Origin of the sequence: Streptomyces sp. TRM64462 (assembly GCF_013362995.1) — a bacterium.
Lineage (GTDB): Bacteria > Actinomycetota > Actinomycetes > Streptomycetales > Streptomycetaceae > Streptomyces.
Genome location: NZ_JABWDV010000304.1, coordinates 1 through 14854, shown reverse-complemented (window position 1 = coordinate 14854; position 14854 = coordinate 1). Strand labels below are relative to the sequence as shown.

The 14854-nt window shown below is 72.1% G+C and carries 14 protein-coding genes; 5 read left to right on the top strand and 9 right to left on the bottom strand.

What is annotated here, in order from left to right; translation table 11 throughout:
- Positions 1 to 216 precede the first annotated feature (216 nt).
- The 7 genes from HTZ82_RS14805 to HTZ82_RS14775 all read right to left on the bottom strand — a co-directional run bounded on the left by HTZ82_RS14805 (position 217) and on the right by HTZ82_RS14775 (position 7303).
- Positions 217 to 1020, bottom strand: coding sequence for an ABC transporter ATP-binding protein (locus HTZ82_RS14805; RefSeq protein ID WP_175409839.1), 804 nt, complete (start codon positions 1018 to 1020; stop codon positions 217 to 219).
- Positions 1013 to 1942 (bottom strand): ABC transporter permease, encoded by a 930-nt coding sequence (locus HTZ82_RS14800; protein ID WP_175409838.1) that lies wholly within the window; start codon positions 1940 to 1942, stop codon positions 1013 to 1015. Before HTZ82_RS14800 ends, HTZ82_RS14805 begins: the two co-directional genes overlap by 8 nt.
- A gap of 65 nt (positions 1943 to 2007) precedes the next feature.
- Positions 2008 to 2880 (bottom strand): glycosyltransferase family 2 protein, encoded by an 873-nt coding sequence (locus HTZ82_RS14795; RefSeq protein ID WP_175409852.1) that lies wholly within the window; start codon positions 2878 to 2880, stop codon positions 2008 to 2010.
- A 14-nt stretch (positions 2881 to 2894) separates the two neighbouring features.
- On the bottom strand, positions 2895 to 3674 hold the full coding sequence (locus tag HTZ82_RS14790; protein WP_175409837.1) for a CDP-alcohol phosphatidyltransferase family protein: 780 nt from the start codon (positions 3672 to 3674) through the stop codon (positions 2895 to 2897).
- Complete coding sequence (locus HTZ82_RS14785) at positions 3652 to 4713, bottom strand: iron-containing alcohol dehydrogenase family protein (protein WP_175409836.1); 1062 nt, start codon at positions 4711 to 4713, stop codon at positions 3652 to 3654. Before HTZ82_RS14785 ends, HTZ82_RS14790 begins: the two co-directional genes overlap by 23 nt.
- Positions 4701 to 5438, bottom strand: coding sequence for a sugar phosphate nucleotidyltransferase (locus HTZ82_RS14780; protein WP_175409835.1), 738 nt, complete (start codon positions 5436 to 5438; stop codon positions 4701 to 4703). The genes HTZ82_RS14785 and HTZ82_RS14780 overlap by 13 nt, the downstream gene beginning before the upstream one ends.
- The gene (locus HTZ82_RS14775; protein WP_175409851.1) at positions 5435 to 7303 is read right to left on the bottom strand and encodes a DUF5941 domain-containing protein; all 1869 of its coding nucleotides are present in this window, start codon (positions 7301 to 7303) and stop codon (positions 5435 to 5437) included. Before HTZ82_RS14775 ends, HTZ82_RS14780 begins: the two co-directional genes overlap by 4 nt.
- Positions 7304 to 7628: 325 nt before the next feature.
- Here HTZ82_RS14775 and HTZ82_RS14770 point away from each other — a divergent pair, with 325 nt between their 5' ends.
- Both HTZ82_RS14770 and idi read left to right on the top strand, forming a co-directional pair.
- Complete coding sequence (locus HTZ82_RS14770; protein WP_175409834.1) at positions 7629 to 8570, top strand: cation diffusion facilitator family transporter; 942 nt, start codon at positions 7629 to 7631, stop codon at positions 8568 to 8570.
- Between the two features lie 250 nt (positions 8571 to 8820).
- Positions 8821 to 9426 carry an isopentenyl-diphosphate Delta-isomerase gene (gene idi / locus HTZ82_RS14765; RefSeq protein ID WP_175409833.1) on the top strand — a complete coding sequence of 202 codons (606 nt, stop codon included), beginning with the start codon at positions 8821 to 8823 and terminating at the stop codon, positions 9424 to 9426.
- Between the two features lie 83 nt (positions 9427 to 9509).
- Here idi and HTZ82_RS14760 read toward each other — a convergent pair whose 3' ends face one another.
- Together HTZ82_RS14760 and HTZ82_RS14755 are read right to left on the bottom strand one after the other, a co-directional pair.
- Positions 9510 to 9953, bottom strand: coding sequence for an ATP-binding protein (locus HTZ82_RS14760; RefSeq protein WP_175409832.1), 444 nt, complete (start codon positions 9951 to 9953; stop codon positions 9510 to 9512).
- 130 nt (positions 9954 to 10083) lie between these two features.
- Positions 10084 to 10755 (bottom strand): HdeD family acid-resistance protein, encoded by a 672-nt coding sequence (locus HTZ82_RS14755; RefSeq protein WP_175409831.1) that lies wholly within the window; start codon positions 10753 to 10755, stop codon positions 10084 to 10086.
- 113 nt (positions 10756 to 10868) lie between these two features.
- Here HTZ82_RS14755 and HTZ82_RS14750 point away from each other — a divergent pair, with 113 nt between their 5' ends.
- The 3 genes from HTZ82_RS14750 to HTZ82_RS14740 form a co-directional block, all read left to right on the top strand.
- Positions 10869 to 11672: an enoyl-CoA hydratase/isomerase family protein gene (locus HTZ82_RS14750; RefSeq protein ID WP_175409830.1), complete on the top strand. Its 804-nt coding sequence runs from the start codon at positions 10869 to 10871 to the stop codon at positions 11670 to 11672.
- A gap of 59 nt (positions 11673 to 11731) precedes the next feature.
- Positions 11732 to 12598, top strand: coding sequence for a hypothetical protein (locus HTZ82_RS14745; protein WP_175409829.1), 867 nt, complete (start codon positions 11732 to 11734; stop codon positions 12596 to 12598).
- Positions 12599 to 12701: 103 nt separating this feature from the next.
- Positions 12702 to 14854: Tex family protein (locus tag HTZ82_RS14740; protein WP_175409828.1), on the top strand; the 2153-nt coding region annotated here is incomplete at its 3' end.

Genomic DNA, 14854 nt, shown 5'->3' with positions numbered 1-14854 from the left:
ACATCCCATTTCGGACACGCCGCCGGTCCTCCGGAGCTATCGCCGCACTTGGCGTGAATCACAACTGGGCCAGCTTACGTTGTACAGCGCCGGGGCCTCGGAGCGGGTGCTTCCGCGCGTGGGCGCGGTGCGGGGCCCGCCGGGCCTACCGGCGGGCTCCGCTGCGCCGAACTGCGCTTCTGTCCCGGCGGGCCGGCCGGGCCGGGGCGGCTCCGGCTATCTGCCGGTTTCCTTCCCGTAGGCCCGGAGGACCTCGTCGGTCGGACCGTCCATGAGGAGTTCGCCCTTTTCCAGCCACAGGACGCGGTCGCAGGTGTCCCGGATGGACTTCTCGCTGTGGCTGACGAGGAAGACCGTCCCGGCCTCCTTGCGGAGTTCGCGGATGCGCTGCTCCGAGCGGATCTGGAACTTGCGGTCGCCGGTGGCCAGCGCCTCGTCGATCATGAGGACGTCGTGGTTCTTGGCGGCGGCGATGGCGAAGCGCAGGCGGGCGCCCATACCGGAGGAGTAGGTACGCATGGGCAGCGTGATGAAGTCGCCCTTCTCGTTGATGCCGGAGAAGTCGACGATGTCCTGGTAGCGCTCCTTGATCTCCTCGCGGGACATGCCCATGGCGAGGCCGCCGAGGATGACGTTGCGCTCGCCGGTCAGGTCGCCCATCAGGGCGGCGTTGACGCCGAGGAGGGAGGGCTGGCCGTCGGTGTAGACCTTGCCCCGCTCGGTGGGCAGCAGCCCGGCGATGGCGCGCAGCAGCGTGGACTTGCCGGATCCGTTGGTGCCGATGAGGCCGATGGCCTCGCCGCGGTACGCCGTGAAGGACACGCCCCGCACGGCGTGGACCTTGCGGACGCCGCGGCTCTCGCCCTTGCCGCGCCGCACGATGCGACTGAGGGCGGCGGTGGCGCTGCCCTTGCCTGCCGAGCCGCCGCCGTTGACCCGGTACACGATGTGCACGTCGTCGGCGATCACGGTGGGGACGCGCGGACCGACGGCGCGCGTGTCGTTGGTGTCGTCAGCCACGGCCGTACTGCTCCTCAGCCTTCCAGAAGTACACGAAGCCGGCGACGCCGACGACGACCGCCCAGAGCAGGCCCGCGCCCCAGACGTGGTCCGGCAGGTTCGCGGAGGTGTATCCGTCGATCAGGGCGAAGCGGACGAGGTCCATGTAGATCGCCGCCGGGTTGTACATCAGGACGTCGGCGATCCACGCCGGCTTGTCCTGCAGCATGATCGGGATGGAGAACATCACGCCGGAGCCGTACATCCACGTGCGCATCACGAACGGCATCAGCTGGGCGAGGTCGGGCGTCTTGCTGCCGAGCCGCGCCATGGCCATCGCGAGGCCCGTGTTGAACACGAACTGCAGCGCCAGCGCCGGCAGGATCAGCAGCCAGCTCAGCGACGGGTAGCTGCCGAACGCGGCCGCGATGACGAACAGGACGATCATCGAGTACATCAGCTGCTGGAGCTGCTGCAGCGCCAGCGAGATGGGCAGCGCGGCGCGCGGGAAGTGCAGGGCCCGCACGAGCCCGAGGTTGCCGGAGATCGACCGCACCCCGGACATCACGGACGTCTGCGTGAACATGAACACGAAGACACCCGTCACGAGGAACGGGATGTAGACCTCCTTGGGCATCCCCCGGCCGGCGCCCAGGATCAGGCCGAAGATCAGGAAGTACACCGCGGCGTTCAGCAGCGGCGTCGCGACCTGCCACAGCTGGCCGAGCCGCGCCTGGCTGTACTGGGCCGTCAGCTTCGCCCGGGAGAACGTGAGGATGAAGTGGCGCCGTCCCCACAGCTGGCGGAGGTACGCCGGCAGCCCCGGCCGGGCGCCGCTCACGGACAGCCCGTACTTGGCGGCGAGCTCCGCCGGGGTCAGTCCGTCGTCGGGAGAGGGCGGGACACTCACGGCGACCGCTCGGTCGTGGGTTGTCTCACTCACAGGTCGAAACTTTCGTGTTCACGATGCGGGGGGGGCGGTGGAGGTTGTTCCGGGGTCCGAGCTTGTCAGATGACGGGCGGGCGGCCCAGTCTCGTGAGGCGCCACACAGTACGCCACCTCATCGGCCGCCGGGGGCCGCACGGTGTCGTCCAGCCCTCCTTGAAGCCGCCGAACCACGCCTTGAGTCCGTCGGCGGGCGGGCGGCGGACGAGGGTGAGGAGCAGCCACACGCCCAGGTACAGGGGTACGAGGGGCGCGGGCAGGTTGCGGCGCGCCAGCCACACCCGGTTCCGGGCGACCATCCGGTGGTAGACGGCGTGCCGGGAGGGAGCGGTCGTGGGGTGGTGGAGCACCATGTCCGACCGGTAGTCGATCAACCAGCCTGCGTCGAGCGCCCGCCACGCCAGGTCGGTCTCCTCGTGGGCGTAGAAGAACGCGGCGGGCAGCTGCCCGGCGTCGGCGAAGACCTTCGTACGGACGGCGCTGGCGCCGCCCAGGAAGGTGGTGACGCGGGAGGAGCGCATCGGGTCGGACGCGCGCAGCCGGGGGACGTGGCGGCGCTGCGTCACACCGGTGTCCGGGTCCGCGATGCGGAAGCTGACGATGCCGAGTTCCGGGTCGGCCTCGAAGGCCTCGCGGACGAGCCGCGCGGTGTCCTTGTTCGGGAGCAGGCCGTCGTCGTCGAGGAAGAGGATCGCGTCGACGTCGGAGCCGTTCGGGCCGAACGCCTCGATGCCGGCGTTGCGGCCGCCCGGGATGCCGAGGTTCTCGGGCAGGTCGACGCTGCGCACCCAGCCGGGGACGCCCCGGACCGGGGCGCCGTTGCCGACGACGACGACCTCGACGGGCTCGCCGTCCTGGCGGGCCACGGACTCGATGAGGGCGTTCAGGTCGTCGGGGCGGTTGCCCATCGTGATGATGACGGCGCCGAGCTTCATGGGGGCCACCGCGCTCACCTCAGCCTGCTGGAGGCGAGGATCGACACCAGGTGCAGCAGGGTCTGCAGGAGGGCGATGCCCGCGAGGACGGCGATGCCGAGGCGGCTGAAGAACAGGTCGCCGTGGAAGTGGTCGGCGACGGCCAGGACCAGGATGAGCAGGCTGGCCTCGATGCCCAGGACGAGCCGGTGGAACTTCAGCGCGGCCGCGGCCTTGCGGGCCAGCGCCAGGCCGGACGAGCGGGGCTCGGCCGCCGCCTCCTTCACCGGCGGCAGGCCGCCCTGGTGCCGGGCGACGCCCACGAGGTCCGTCTCCGCCTTGATCAGGATGGCGCCGAGCGCGGCGAGGGTGCCGAGGAAGGCCCACAGCCAGTCGACGCGCCCGCCGCCCCACAGGTCGGCGCCGCGCAGGCCGAAGCCGACCAGGACGGCGGCGTCGCACAGGTAGGCGCCGACGCGGTCCAGGTACACGCCGCCGAGCGAGAACTGCTTCTTCCAGCGGGCGACCTCGCCGTCGACGCAGTCGAGCAGCAGGTAGAGCTGCACCATGAGCACGCCGAGCAGCGCCCCGGGGATGCCGGGGACGAGCAGGGCCGGCGCGGCGAGGACGCCGGCGACGGTCATCACGTACGTGAGCTGGTTCGGGGTGACCCGGGTGTGGACCAGGTGCCGGGTCACGCGCAGCGAGATCTCGCGCATGTAGAGGCGGCCGCCCCAGTGCTCGCCGCTGCGCCGGTCCTTCACACCCGGGGGGTGGACGACGGGGCGGAGCTCAGCTACCGATGGCTTTGGCATAGTCGGCGTACGCATCCCTGATCTGGTGGGTGGACAGGTCGAGGTGTTCCAGGATCGTGAAGCGCCCGGGGCGGGTCTGCGGCGCGTACGCCACGGTCGCGGCGAACTCGTCGGCGGTGAACCCGATCTCGTCGGGCAGCACCGGCAGGCCGTGCCGGCGGAGCACCTCGGCGAAGAGCCCGGCCTGCTCGTGGGCGCCGCGCAGATGCATCGCGAAGGCGGCGCCGAGGCCGCACTGCTCGCCGTGGAGGGCGCGGCGGCGCGGGTGGAGCAGGTCGAAGGCGTGGCTGATCTCGTGGCAGGCGCCGGAGGAAGGCCGGCTGTCGCCGCTGATGGACATGGCGATGCCGCCCAGGACGAGCGCCTCGGCGAGGACGACGAGGAACTCGTCGTCCTCGATGCCGCCGGGCTGGCGCAGCACGGACTCGCCGGCGGTACGGGCCATGGCGGCGGCGAGGCCGTCGACGTTCTCGCCGGTGACCTGGTGGGAGAGCTGCCAGTCGGCGATCGCGGAGATGTTGGAGATCGCCTCGCCGATGCCGGAGCGGACGTACCGCGCCGGTGCGTCCCGGATCACGTCGAGGTCGATGACCATGGCGATCGGCGAGGGCACGCCGTAGGAGCCGCGGCCGTTGTCGTTGTCCAGGGTGGAGATGGGCGAGCAGATGCCGTCGTGGGAGAGGTTCGTCGCGACGGCGACCATGGGCAGGCCGACGCGCGCCGCGGCGTACTTCGTCACGTCGATGATCTTGCCGCCGCCGACGCCGACGACCGCGTCGTACCGCTTGCCGCGGATGGCGTCCGCGAGCCGTACGGCGGAGTCGATCGTGCCGTCGTCCACGGTGTACCAGTGGGCGTCGGGAAGGAGCGGTTCGAGCTTCTCGCGCAGGGCGCGGCCCGAGCCGTTGCTGATCGCCACGGCGAGCTTGCCGGATGCGGAGATCCGCTGGTCGGCGAGGAGGCCGGCCAGGCGGTCCACGGCACCGCGGCTGATGTCGACGACGACCGGCGAGGGGATGAGCCGGGTCAGTACAGGCACGCGATCTCACGGCCCTTCGCGAGGTCGTCGTGGTTGTCGATCTCGACCCACTTGACGTCCCCGATGGGTGCCACGTCGATCCGGAAGCCGCGGTTCACCAGCTCCTGGTAGCCGTCCTCGTAGTACAGGTCGGGGTCGCGCTCGAAGGTGGTCTTCAGGGCGTCGGCAAGGTCGGCGGCGGCCGAGGGCTCGATGAGGGTGACGCCGATGTACTCGCCGGTGGCGGTGGACGGGTCCATGAGCTTGGTGATGCGGCGCACACCGAGGCCGTCCTCGGTGATGACCTTCATCTCCTCGTCGGCGAGGGACTTCACCGTGTCGAGGGCGAGGATGATCTTCTGGTCGCCGCCGCGCGCGGCGAGGAGGGTCTGCTCGACGGAGACGGGGTGGACCGTGTCGCCGTTGGCGAGAATGACGCCTTCCCGCAGTACGTCACGGGCGCACCACAGGGAGTAGGCGTTGTTCCACTCCTCGGCCTTGTCGTTGTCGACGAGGGTGAGCTTCACGCCGTGCTTCGCCTCCAGGGCGGCCTTGCGCTCGTACACGGCCTGCTTCTGGTAGCCCACGACGATCGCGGCCTCGGTGAGGCCGACCTCGGCGAAGTTGCCGAGGGTGAGGTCCAGGACGGTGGTGGCGCCGTCCACGGGCACGAGGGCCTTCGGGAGCGTGTCGGTGTAGGGACGCAGACGCCGTCCGGCACCGGCTGCCAGTACGAGGCCGATCATGCGGGTTCTCCTTCGTCGTGTACTGCGGGCGCCCCGGAGGACACCCAGAAGCGGATCGACTCCGCGAGGCCCACCAGCGCCACGGCGCCGGCGAGGACGGTGAGCGCGACGGTGAAGCGGTCGCCGCCGCCCGTCGCGAGGAGGGCGGCCAGGACCACCACGAGCAGGGTCCGTCCGTCGTGGCCGCCGAGGGTGCGCACCAGCCAGGCGGGCGGCGCGCCGGTGCCTCCGCGGATGCGGTACACCGTGTCGTAGTGATGGTAGGCGACCGCCCCGACCAGGCCGAATGCCGCGGGGAGCGCCCCGGGGGCGTCCGAGCGGGCGGCGAGCAGCAGGATCGTGCCGTACTCGGCGACGCGGAGGACCGGCGGGACGAGCCAGTCGAGGGCGCCCTTCAGGGGGCGCGCGACGGCGGCGCCCGAGGTGAGGACGTACAGGACGGCCGCCAGGACGACGGGGACTCCGGCCGGCGCGGTGGCGGCGGCGTACAGCAGCCAGCCCGCGCCGAAGGCGGCGTACAGGGTGCGGCCGCCGAGGGGACGGGCCCAGCGCCCCGGCCCCTTGGCGACCAGTTCCGCGAGGGCGCCCGTGTCGGCCAGGTCCGCGAGGGCGCGTGCGGCCCGGTCGGTCCTCTTCGCCTTGCGGGTGAGGGAGCGCAGGACGCGGCCGGCGGTGGTGTAGCAGGCGGCGAAGGCGCAGCCGATCAGCAGGGCGTAGAAGACGACGCGGGGGGTGGTGAGCGCGGTGAGGACCGCGATCATCGCCCAGCGTTCACCGATCGGCAGCACGATCATGCGGCGGATCCAGACCGTCCAGCCGACGCTGTCGAGCCGGTCGGAGAGGGCGGCGGTGGGGCTGGTGTTGCCGTCGGCGTCGTGGTTCGCCTCGTTGAAGGAGAAGTCGACGACGTGGCGGCAGGTCTGGAGGACCATCGCGCCGAGGGCGAGCGCCCATACGTCGTCCCCGCCGCGCGCGGCCCCGAGGGCGAGGCCCGCGTAGTAGGCGTACTCCTTGACCCGGTCGAAGGTGGCGTCGAGCCAGGCGCCGAGGGTGGAGTACTGGAGGGAGTAGCGGGCGAGCTGCCCGTCGGTGCAGTCCAGGACGAAGGAGAAGAGGAGCAGCAGCCCGGCCGCGACGAAGCCGCCCCGGGTGCCGGTGGCCGCGCACCCGGCCGCGACGAGCGCGGTGAGCAGGGACGCGGTGGTGACCTGGTTGGGGGTGAGACCCCGGCGGGCGCACCAGCGGGCGAGGTAACGCGAGTACGGGCTGACGCAGAACGTGGTGAAGAACCCGTCGCGGGACTTCACGGCGGAGCGGAGCCGTACGGCTTCGTCGTCCACGGCCGCGACGGCGTCCCGGGCCTCCTTGCGGGCCTGCGGCTCGCCGGGGACGGCGGCCACGAGCGACCCGAGCTCGGGGCGGTGCACGTCGGTGCCGCCCGCCTCCAGGGCGGCGGCGAGCGCGTCGGGGAGCACGGCGGTGGCAGTCGTGCCGGTGGCGGTCGTGCCGGTGGCGGTACGGACGGTGCTGTCCGTGCCGAGGTCGGCGACGGGACCGGCCGGGGCCGTGGTCGTGGCCGCCAGGGCGGCGGTGAGTGCCTGCCGTGCCTGGGGCTGGACCGTGAGGGCGCCCGGGGCAGCGGCGGCCGGGAAGCGGGGGTCGGTCAGCGCGAGGCGCAGGGCGTGGACGTGGCCGACGAAGCGCGGGTCGACGACGGCGACGCGCTCACCGGCGGGGACGGCGGCGAGCAGCGCGGCGGTCCCGGCCGGGGCGTCGGCGGTACGGACCTCGAAGCCCAGCGACCGGAGATCGCCTTCGAGCGGCGATCCGGGTACCGGCGGGCCGGTGAGGATGGCGGTCGACAGACGAACTCACTCCTTGGCGCTGACAGGGCTGGGTGGTGCGCGGCGGCTCGGCCCGGTCGCGGGCGGCGGCACGTCGGGAGAGGCTATCGGATGACCGGAAGCCGGAGTTCACCGAGGTTTCCGCCGACGGCGGCCCGGCGTCCCACGGGCGGGATCATCATTGTCGATCAGCCGTCCGCCCACAAACCCCTGGTCGGCGGGGTGATGAATCCGCAGGTCAGAGCATATGACAACGGTGTTCAGCATCAGCTTGCACATACCCCCCACCCGTAGTTGACTGGCCGGCCGGACCGCAGTTCGGGCACCAGAGAAAACGGGAGGGACCATGGGGATCGGTCACGACCACGGGCATACGCACGGAGGGCCTCCGCCCGCCGGGACCGCCGGGGCGGCACACCGGTGGCGGCTGCGGGTGGCGCTGGCGATCACCCTGTCCGTGATGGTGGTGGAGGTCGTCGGAGGTCTCCTCGCCGACTCGCTCGCGCTGATCGCGGACGCCGCCCACATGGCGACCGACGCGGTGGGCCTCGGGATGGCGCTGCTCGCGATCCATTTCGCGAACCGCCCGCCGACCCCGAAGCGCACGTACGGTTACGCGCGCGCCGAGATCCTCGCCGCGCTGGCGAACTGTCTGCTGCTCCTCGGCGCCGGCGGCTATGTGCTGTACGAGGCGATCCAGCGGTTCATCACGCCGGCGGAGACCAAGGGCGGGCTCGCGATCGTCTTCGCGCTGGTCGGTCTGGCCGCCAACATGGTGTCGCTGTCGCTGCTGGTGCGGGGACAGAAGGAGAGCCTGAACGTACGGGGCGCCTATCTGGAGGTGCTGGCGGACGCGCTGGGCTCGGTGACGGTGCTGGTGGCGGCGGTCGTCATCCTGGCCACGGGCTGGCAGGCCGCCGACCCGATCGCCTCGCTGGTGATCGGCCTCATGATCGTGCCGCGCACGCTGAAGCTGATGCGCGAGACCCTCGACGTCCTTCTGGAGTCCGCTCCCAAGGGCGTCGACATGATGGAGGTACGGGAGCATCTGCTGGCACTGCCGGGGGTGCAGGACGTGCACGACCTGCACGCGTGGACGATCACGTCGGGCATGCCGGTGCTGTCGGCCCATGTGGTCGTGGACGCGACCGCGCTGGACGCGGTGGGGCACGAGAAGACGCTGCACGAGCTCCAGGAGTGTCTGGTCGGCCACTTCGACGTGGAGCACTGCACGTTCCAGCTGGAGCCGAGCGGCCACGCGGAGCACGAGGCCCGGCTCTGCCACTGACGCCGGGCGGGCGGTTGCGCGCCGTCGGGCGGGCGTGCGGTGGCGCGCCGTCAGCCGTCCGGAGGATCGCGCTCCGGTACGCGGTTGGCGCGGTGCGCACCCGGGCACGATCACCTTCCCGCCCTCGTCCGGTGGAGCGCACTCCGGCGCGTCGCGGCCCGTACGCGCGGCCTGCTGTGCCGACAAGCGGCTTTTGTACGGCAGACTGAGGATTGCCCCACCGGGCCGACTACCGATGCGAAGGATGGTTATGCCGACCACACCTGCCACCGCGGCACACAGCCCGTCGACCGGAGCGTCGACCGGGACCGCGCCCTCGATCATGCTCGAACTGGTCGACGAGAACGGCAGCACCATCGGCACCGCCGAGAAGCTCTCCGCACACCAGGCGCCCGGTCAGTTGCACCGGGCGTTCTCCGTCTTCCTGTTCGACGAGGAGGGGCGCCTGTTGCTGCAGCGCCGGGCCCTGGGCAAGTACCACTCCCCCGGTGTCTGGTCGAACACCTGCTGCGGGCACCCGTACCCGGGCGAGGCGCCGTTCGCCGCGGCCGCGCGCCGGGTGTACGAGGAGCTGGGTGTGTCGCCGTCGCTGCTCGCGGAGGCCGGCACGGTGCGCTACAACCACCCGGACCCGGCGTCGGGCCTGGTCGAGCAGGAGTACAACCACCTGTTCGTCGGGATGGTGCAGGCTGCGGTGCGGCCGGACCCCGATGAGGTCGAGGAGACCGCCTTCGTGACGGCGTCGGAGCTGGCGGAGCGGCACGCGTCGGCGCCGTTCTCGGCCTGGTTCATGACGGTGCTGGACGCGGCGCGCCCTGCCGTGAAGGAGCTGACGGGGGCCGCCGGGGGCTGGTGAGCCCCGCCGTACGGAGTCGTACGGAGTCGTACGGAAGGAATGGACCGCCCGGCCGGGCTCGGTGTACCGGCCGGGCGGGCGGGTCAGAGGGGCAGGGCGGCCCAGATGATCTTTCCGCCGGTCGCGGTGTGCTCGACGTCGCAGGTGCCGCCCGCCTCGCGGGTGACCTCACGGACGAGGAGCAGTCCCCTGCCGCCCGTCTGCCCGGAGTCGGTCTCCAGGGCCTTGGGCCGGTAGGGGTGGTTGTCCTCCACGGCGACCCGGATCCACTCGGCGCCGATCGCGACCTCCACCGCGACCTGCGGGGAGAGCAGCGCCGCGTGCCGTACGGCGTTGGTCACCAGCTCGGAGACGATCAGGAGCAGCCCCTGGACGATGTCGTCGCGCACCGGGACGCCCTGGCGGTTCAGCAGGTCACGGACAGCGTGCCGGGCCTGCGGTACGGAGGCGTCGACCGCGGGAGCGGTGAAGCGCCAGACCCCTTCGTACGACGGCGGCCGGGCCGGGACGCTTCCGCGGCTCTCCATGGTCCGGCTCCCACCCTCGTGCTCGATTGTCGCCACGGGATCGAGTGTTGGGCCAGGGACGCCGGACCCGGGCGGGTGAGCGGAAGTAGCCCGCTTTCAGAAGGCTTTCGACCGTTCGGGAGCGGATTCTCTAGCTTTCCGACCGGTCGGGACCGTCTTCTGGCCTGTCCCTGTTCTCCCGGGGGCCGTCCTGGGGGGTGTCGCCCGGCTCCTTCGGGGGCGCCATCTGCTCGGAGACCATACCGACGATGCGGCGCCCGCCCATGCCGATCGCGATGAGGCCGAGCCCGTCGAAGAGCAGCGCGAGCGAGAAGAAGGTCCCCAGCACGTACAGGCTGCTGCGCGGCCAGTCGAACAGCACCAGCAGGCCCAGCAGGATCCCGAAGGCGCCCTGGAGCAGCGTCCAGCCGAACTGCGGCCCGCGCACCACGACACTGCCCACCAGCCGGAACACACCGCCCGTCAGGAACAGCAGCGCGGCGAACATGGTGAACGCCGCCGCCGACGCCCCCGGATGGCGGATGATGACGAACCCGGCGGCGATGTTCAGCGCGGCCACCACGACACCCAGCCAGAAGAAGCTGGTCCCGCGGGACTCCAGGGCGTGCAGCAGGCCGACCGTGCCGCCGATGAGCAGCAGCCAGCCGAAGAGCAGCATGGACGTGAGCGTGGCGAAAGCGGTGTAGAGGAGCCCGAAGACCCCGGCGATCGCCAGGATCACACCGAGCAGGGCCAGCCAGCCGAAGCTGCGGCTGAGTTTCCTGCCCGCACGGGCGGGGTCGTCGCGCGTGGTCCCAGACATCAGAGCGCCTCGCTTCCCTTGCTGCCCTTTGCTTCCCTTTACTGCCCTTGTGCCTTGTTCGCGGCGCCCCCTTCTTGATCGTACGGTCGGGCTTCCCGGATAGCATCCGGCGCATGGAGCCGAGCAGCCCGCAGCAGTCGAGCCCCCAGCAGCCGAGCGCGCGGCTGAAGCACAGCGTCAGCGGGGGCGTCGCGACCGTCGTCATCAGCAACCCCGCCAAGCGCAACGCCATGACGGCGGCCATGTGGCGGGCGCTGCCCGGGCTGCTCGCGGAGCTGGCGGCGGACCCCGGCGTACGGGCGCTGGTGCTGACCGGCGATGGCGACACCTTCTGCGCCGGAGCCGACATCTCCACGCTGAGCGAACCGGGTGACGAGCAGCAGGCGCTCGCCGTACGGGCCGAGGAGGCGCTGGCGGCGTTCCCGAAGCCGACCGTGGCGGCCGTGCGCGGGTACTGCGTGGGCGGCGGCTGTCAGCTGGCGGCCGCCTGCGACCTGCGGTTCGCGGAGGAGGGTGCGCGGTTCGGGGTGACGCCGGCGAAGCTGGGGATCGTCTATCCGGCGTCCTCCACGCGGCGGCTGGTGTCGCTGGTCGGGCCGTCGGCGGCGAAGTACCTGCTGTTCTCGGCGGAGCTGATCGACGACGCGCGGGCACTGCGGACGGGCCTGGTGGACGAGGTGCTGCCCGGCGGGGAGCTGGAGGGGCGGGTCGCGGAGTTCGCGCGGGTGCTGCTGTCGCGGTCGCTGCTGACACAGGCCGCGGCGAAGGAGTTCGCGGCGGGGCGTGCCGACCGGGCCGGGCACTGGGCGGCGGAGGCGCGCAGGAGCGACGACACGGCGGAGGGCGTGGCGGCGTTCCTGAAACGGCGGGCGCCACGGTTCACGTACGGGGCGGAGCAGGGGGCGTTCGGCGGCTGATGCGGCGACGGCTGGTTCCCGCCTCTCACTCCGTACCGACCGGTCGGTAATCTGCGGCCATGACGACTGACCTTCCGGCGCAGGCCGGACGCCGCTGCCAGCATCCCCTCAACCTGTTCCACGCGAGCGTCTACTTCTCGCCCGAGAGCGCCCAGGAGCTCGCCGCGCTCGGCATCGAGGACGCGCACGCCGCCTACCTCGCCGTACGGTCGGCCGCGCTGGGCGCCGTCGGGCCAGGGGCGGTCACCGCCGCGTTCTACAACTTCAACCACGAACTGATAGCCCGTCATCTGCCGGCGGTGTGGCAGATCGCGTCGCCGGAGCAGGTGCTCGCGGCGCGGCTGCGGGGCGCCGACGCGACGCTGCGGCGGCTGCTCGGCGAGGACGTGGTCGCGTCGGACGAGCTGGCGGAGGCCGCCGGGCTGGCGCTGCGCGCCACGGAGGCGTGCACCCGGCAGGCCCGGCCGCTGTACGCGGCGCACGCCGACCTGCCGGTGCCCGAGGCACCGCACCTCCGCTTCTGGCACGCGGCGACGCTGCTGCGCGAGCACCGGGGCGACGCGCACCTGGCCGCGCTGCTGAGCGCCGGACTGGACCCGCTGGAGGCCCTGGTGAGCCACGGCGCGACCGGTACGGGCATCTCGCGTCGCTGGGTTCTGGCCACCCGCGGCTGGGAGCAGTCCGACTGGGACGCGGCGGCCGAACGTCTCCGCAAGCGCGGGCTGCTGACGGACGCGGGGGACCTGACCGACGCGGGCCGCTCGCTGCGCGACGAGGTGGAGGAGCACACGGACCGCCTCGACGCGGCGCCGTACGAACACCTCGGCACGGCGGGCGTCGACCGCCTCACGGCCCTCGCCAAGCGCCTGCTGGCCACCGTCGCCGAGGCGGGCGCCTTCCCCGGCACCCTGACGAGCCGCGACTGACCCGACGACCGGCCGCCGCACCGGGGGATGCGGCGGATCCGGGCGTGAGCAGGCAGAATGCGAGCGCAAGCTGGAGGCGACGAGAAGGCGGGTCGGACACACCGTGACGACGTCCATCGAAGGCAGGATCGCCGAGGAGCTCGGCGTACGGGAGCGGCAGGTCAAGGCGGCCGTGGAGCTGCTGGACGGCGGCTCGACCGTGCCGTTCATCGCGCGCTACCGCAAGGAAGCGACCGAGATGCTCGACGACGCGCAGCTGCGCACCCTCGAGGAGCGGCTGCGCTACTTGCGGGAGCTGGAGGACCGGCGGGCCGCGATCCTCGACTCCGTACGTGAGCAGGGCAAGCTGACGGACGAGCTGGAGGCGCGGATCCGGGAGGCCGACACCAAGGCCCGCCTGGAGGACATCTACCTGCCGTACAAGCCGAAGCGCCGCACGAAGGCGCAGATCGCCCGTGAGGCCGGGCTGGAACCGCTGGCCGACGGGCTGCTCGGCGACCCGGGCGTGGAGCCGGCGGCCGCCGCGGCCGCGTTCGTCGACGCGGACAAGGGCGTCGCGGACGCGGCGGCCGCGCTGGAGGGCGCGCGGGCGATCCTCACCGAGCGGTTCTCCGAGGACGCCGACCTGATCGGTGAGCTGCGCGAGCGGATGTGGACGCGCGGGCGGCTGGTCGCGAAGGTGCGGGAAGGGAAGGAGGAGGCGGGCGCCAAGTTCGCCGACTACTTCGACTTCGCGGAGCCGTTCACCGAGCTGCCGTCGCACCGCGTGCTCGCGATGCTGCGCGGTGAGAAGGAGGACGTGCTGGAGCTGGTCCTGGAGCCGGAGGAGCCGGTCGAGGGCCCATCCACGTACGAGGGGGTGGTGGCCCGCCGCTTCGGGATCGCGGACCGGGGCCGGCCCGCCGACAAGTGGCTCGGCGACACCGTGCGCTGGGCGTGGCGGACCCGCATCCTGGTCCACCTGGGCATCGACCTGCGGCTGCGGCTGCGGACGGCCGCCGAGGACGAGGCGGTGCGGGTGTTCGCGGCGAACCTGCGGGACCTGCTGCTGGCGGCGCCCGCCGGGACGCGGGCGACGCTGGGGCTGGACCCCGGTTTCCGTACGGGTGTGAAGGTCGCCGTGGTCGACGCGACCGGCAAGGTCGTGGCGACCGACACGATCTACCCGCACGTGCCGCAGAACAAGTGGGACGCGTCGCTCGCCACGCTGGCGCGGCTCGCGAAGGAGCACGCGGTCGAGCTGGTCGCCATCGGCAACGGCACCGCGTCGCGCGAGACCGACAAGCTGGCCGCCGAGCTCGTGGCCAGGCACCCGGAGCTGAGGCTGACCAAGGTCATGGTGTCGGAGGCGGGCGCCTCCGTGTACTCGGCGTCCGCTTTCGCCTCGCAGGAGCTGCCCGGTCTCGACGTGTCGCTGCGCGGCGCGGTGTCGATCGCGCGGCGGCTGCAGGACCCGCTGGCCGAGCTGGTGAAGATCGACCCGAAGTCGATCGGGGTCGGCCAGTACCAGCACGACCTGTCCGAGGTGAAGCTGTCGCGGTCGCTGGACGCCGTGGTCGAGGACTGTGTGAACGGTGTCGGGGTCGACGTCAACACGGCGTCGGCGCCGCTCCTCTCGCGGGTGTCCGGCATCGGCGCCGGGCTGGCGGAGAACATCGTGGCGCACCGGGACGCCAACGGCCCGTTCCGGTCGCGAAAGGCCCTGAAGGACGTGCCGCGCCTGGGTCCGAAGGCGTACGAGCAGTGCGCGGGCTTCCTGCGGATCCGTGGCGGTGACGACCCGCTGGACGCGTCCGCCGTGCACCCGGAGGCGTACCCGGTGGTGCGGCGGATGGTGAAGACGACGGGGGGCGAGGTCGCGTCGCTGATCGGCAACACGGGTGTGCTGCGCTCGCTGCGCGCGGACGACTTCGTGGACGGGACGTTCGGTCTGCCGACGGTCACGGACATCCTGCGGGAGCTGGAGAAGCCGGGCCGCGACCCGCGTCCGGCGTTCCGTACGGCCAGGTTCAAGGAGGGCGTCGAGAAGATCGGGGACCTGGCGTCCGGGATGGTGCTGGAGGGTGTCGTCACGAACGTGGCGGCGTTCGGGGCGTTCGTGGACGTCGGTGTCCACCAGGACGGTCTGGTGCATGTGTCCGCGATGTCCAGGACGTTCGTCAAGGACCCGCGTGACGTGGTGAAGCCGGGCGACGTGGTCAAGGTGAAGGTGCTCGACGTCGACGTGCCGCGCAAGCGGATCTCGCTGACGCTGCG

Excerpts from the sequence above, each read along its gene's own strand:
- HTZ82_RS14790 (WP_175409837.1), bottom strand. The coding sequence starts at position 3,674 with ATGCCAAAGCCATCGGTAGCTGAGCTCCGCCCCGTCGTCCACCCCCCG.
- HTZ82_RS14780 (WP_175409835.1), bottom strand. The coding sequence starts at position 5,438 with ATGATCGGCCTCGTACTGGCAGCCGGTGCCGGACGGCGTCTGCGTCCC.
- HTZ82_RS14770 (WP_175409834.1), top strand. The coding sequence starts at position 7,629 with ATGGGGATCGGTCACGACCACGGGCATACGCACGGAGGGCCTCCGCCC.
- HTZ82_RS14745 (WP_175409829.1), top strand. The coding sequence starts at position 11,732 with ATGACGACTGACCTTCCGGCGCAGGCCGGACGCCGCTGCCAGCATCCC.
- idi (WP_175409833.1), top strand. The coding sequence starts at position 8,821 with ATGCCGACCACACCTGCCACCGCGGCACACAGCCCGTCGACCGGAGCG.
- HTZ82_RS14760 (WP_175409832.1), bottom strand. The coding sequence starts at position 9,953 with ATGGAGAGCCGCGGAAGCGTCCCGGCCCGGCCGCCGTCGTACGAAGGG.
- HTZ82_RS14750 (WP_175409830.1), top strand. The coding sequence starts at position 10,869 with ATGGAGCCGAGCAGCCCGCAGCAGTCGAGCCCCCAGCAGCCGAGCGCG.
- HTZ82_RS14755 (WP_175409831.1), bottom strand. The coding sequence starts at position 10,755 with ATGTCTGGGACCACGCGCGACGACCCCGCCCGTGCGGGCAGGAAACTC.
- HTZ82_RS14795 (WP_175409852.1), bottom strand. The coding sequence starts at position 2,880 with ATGAAGCTCGGCGCCGTCATCATCACGATGGGCAACCGCCCCGACGAC.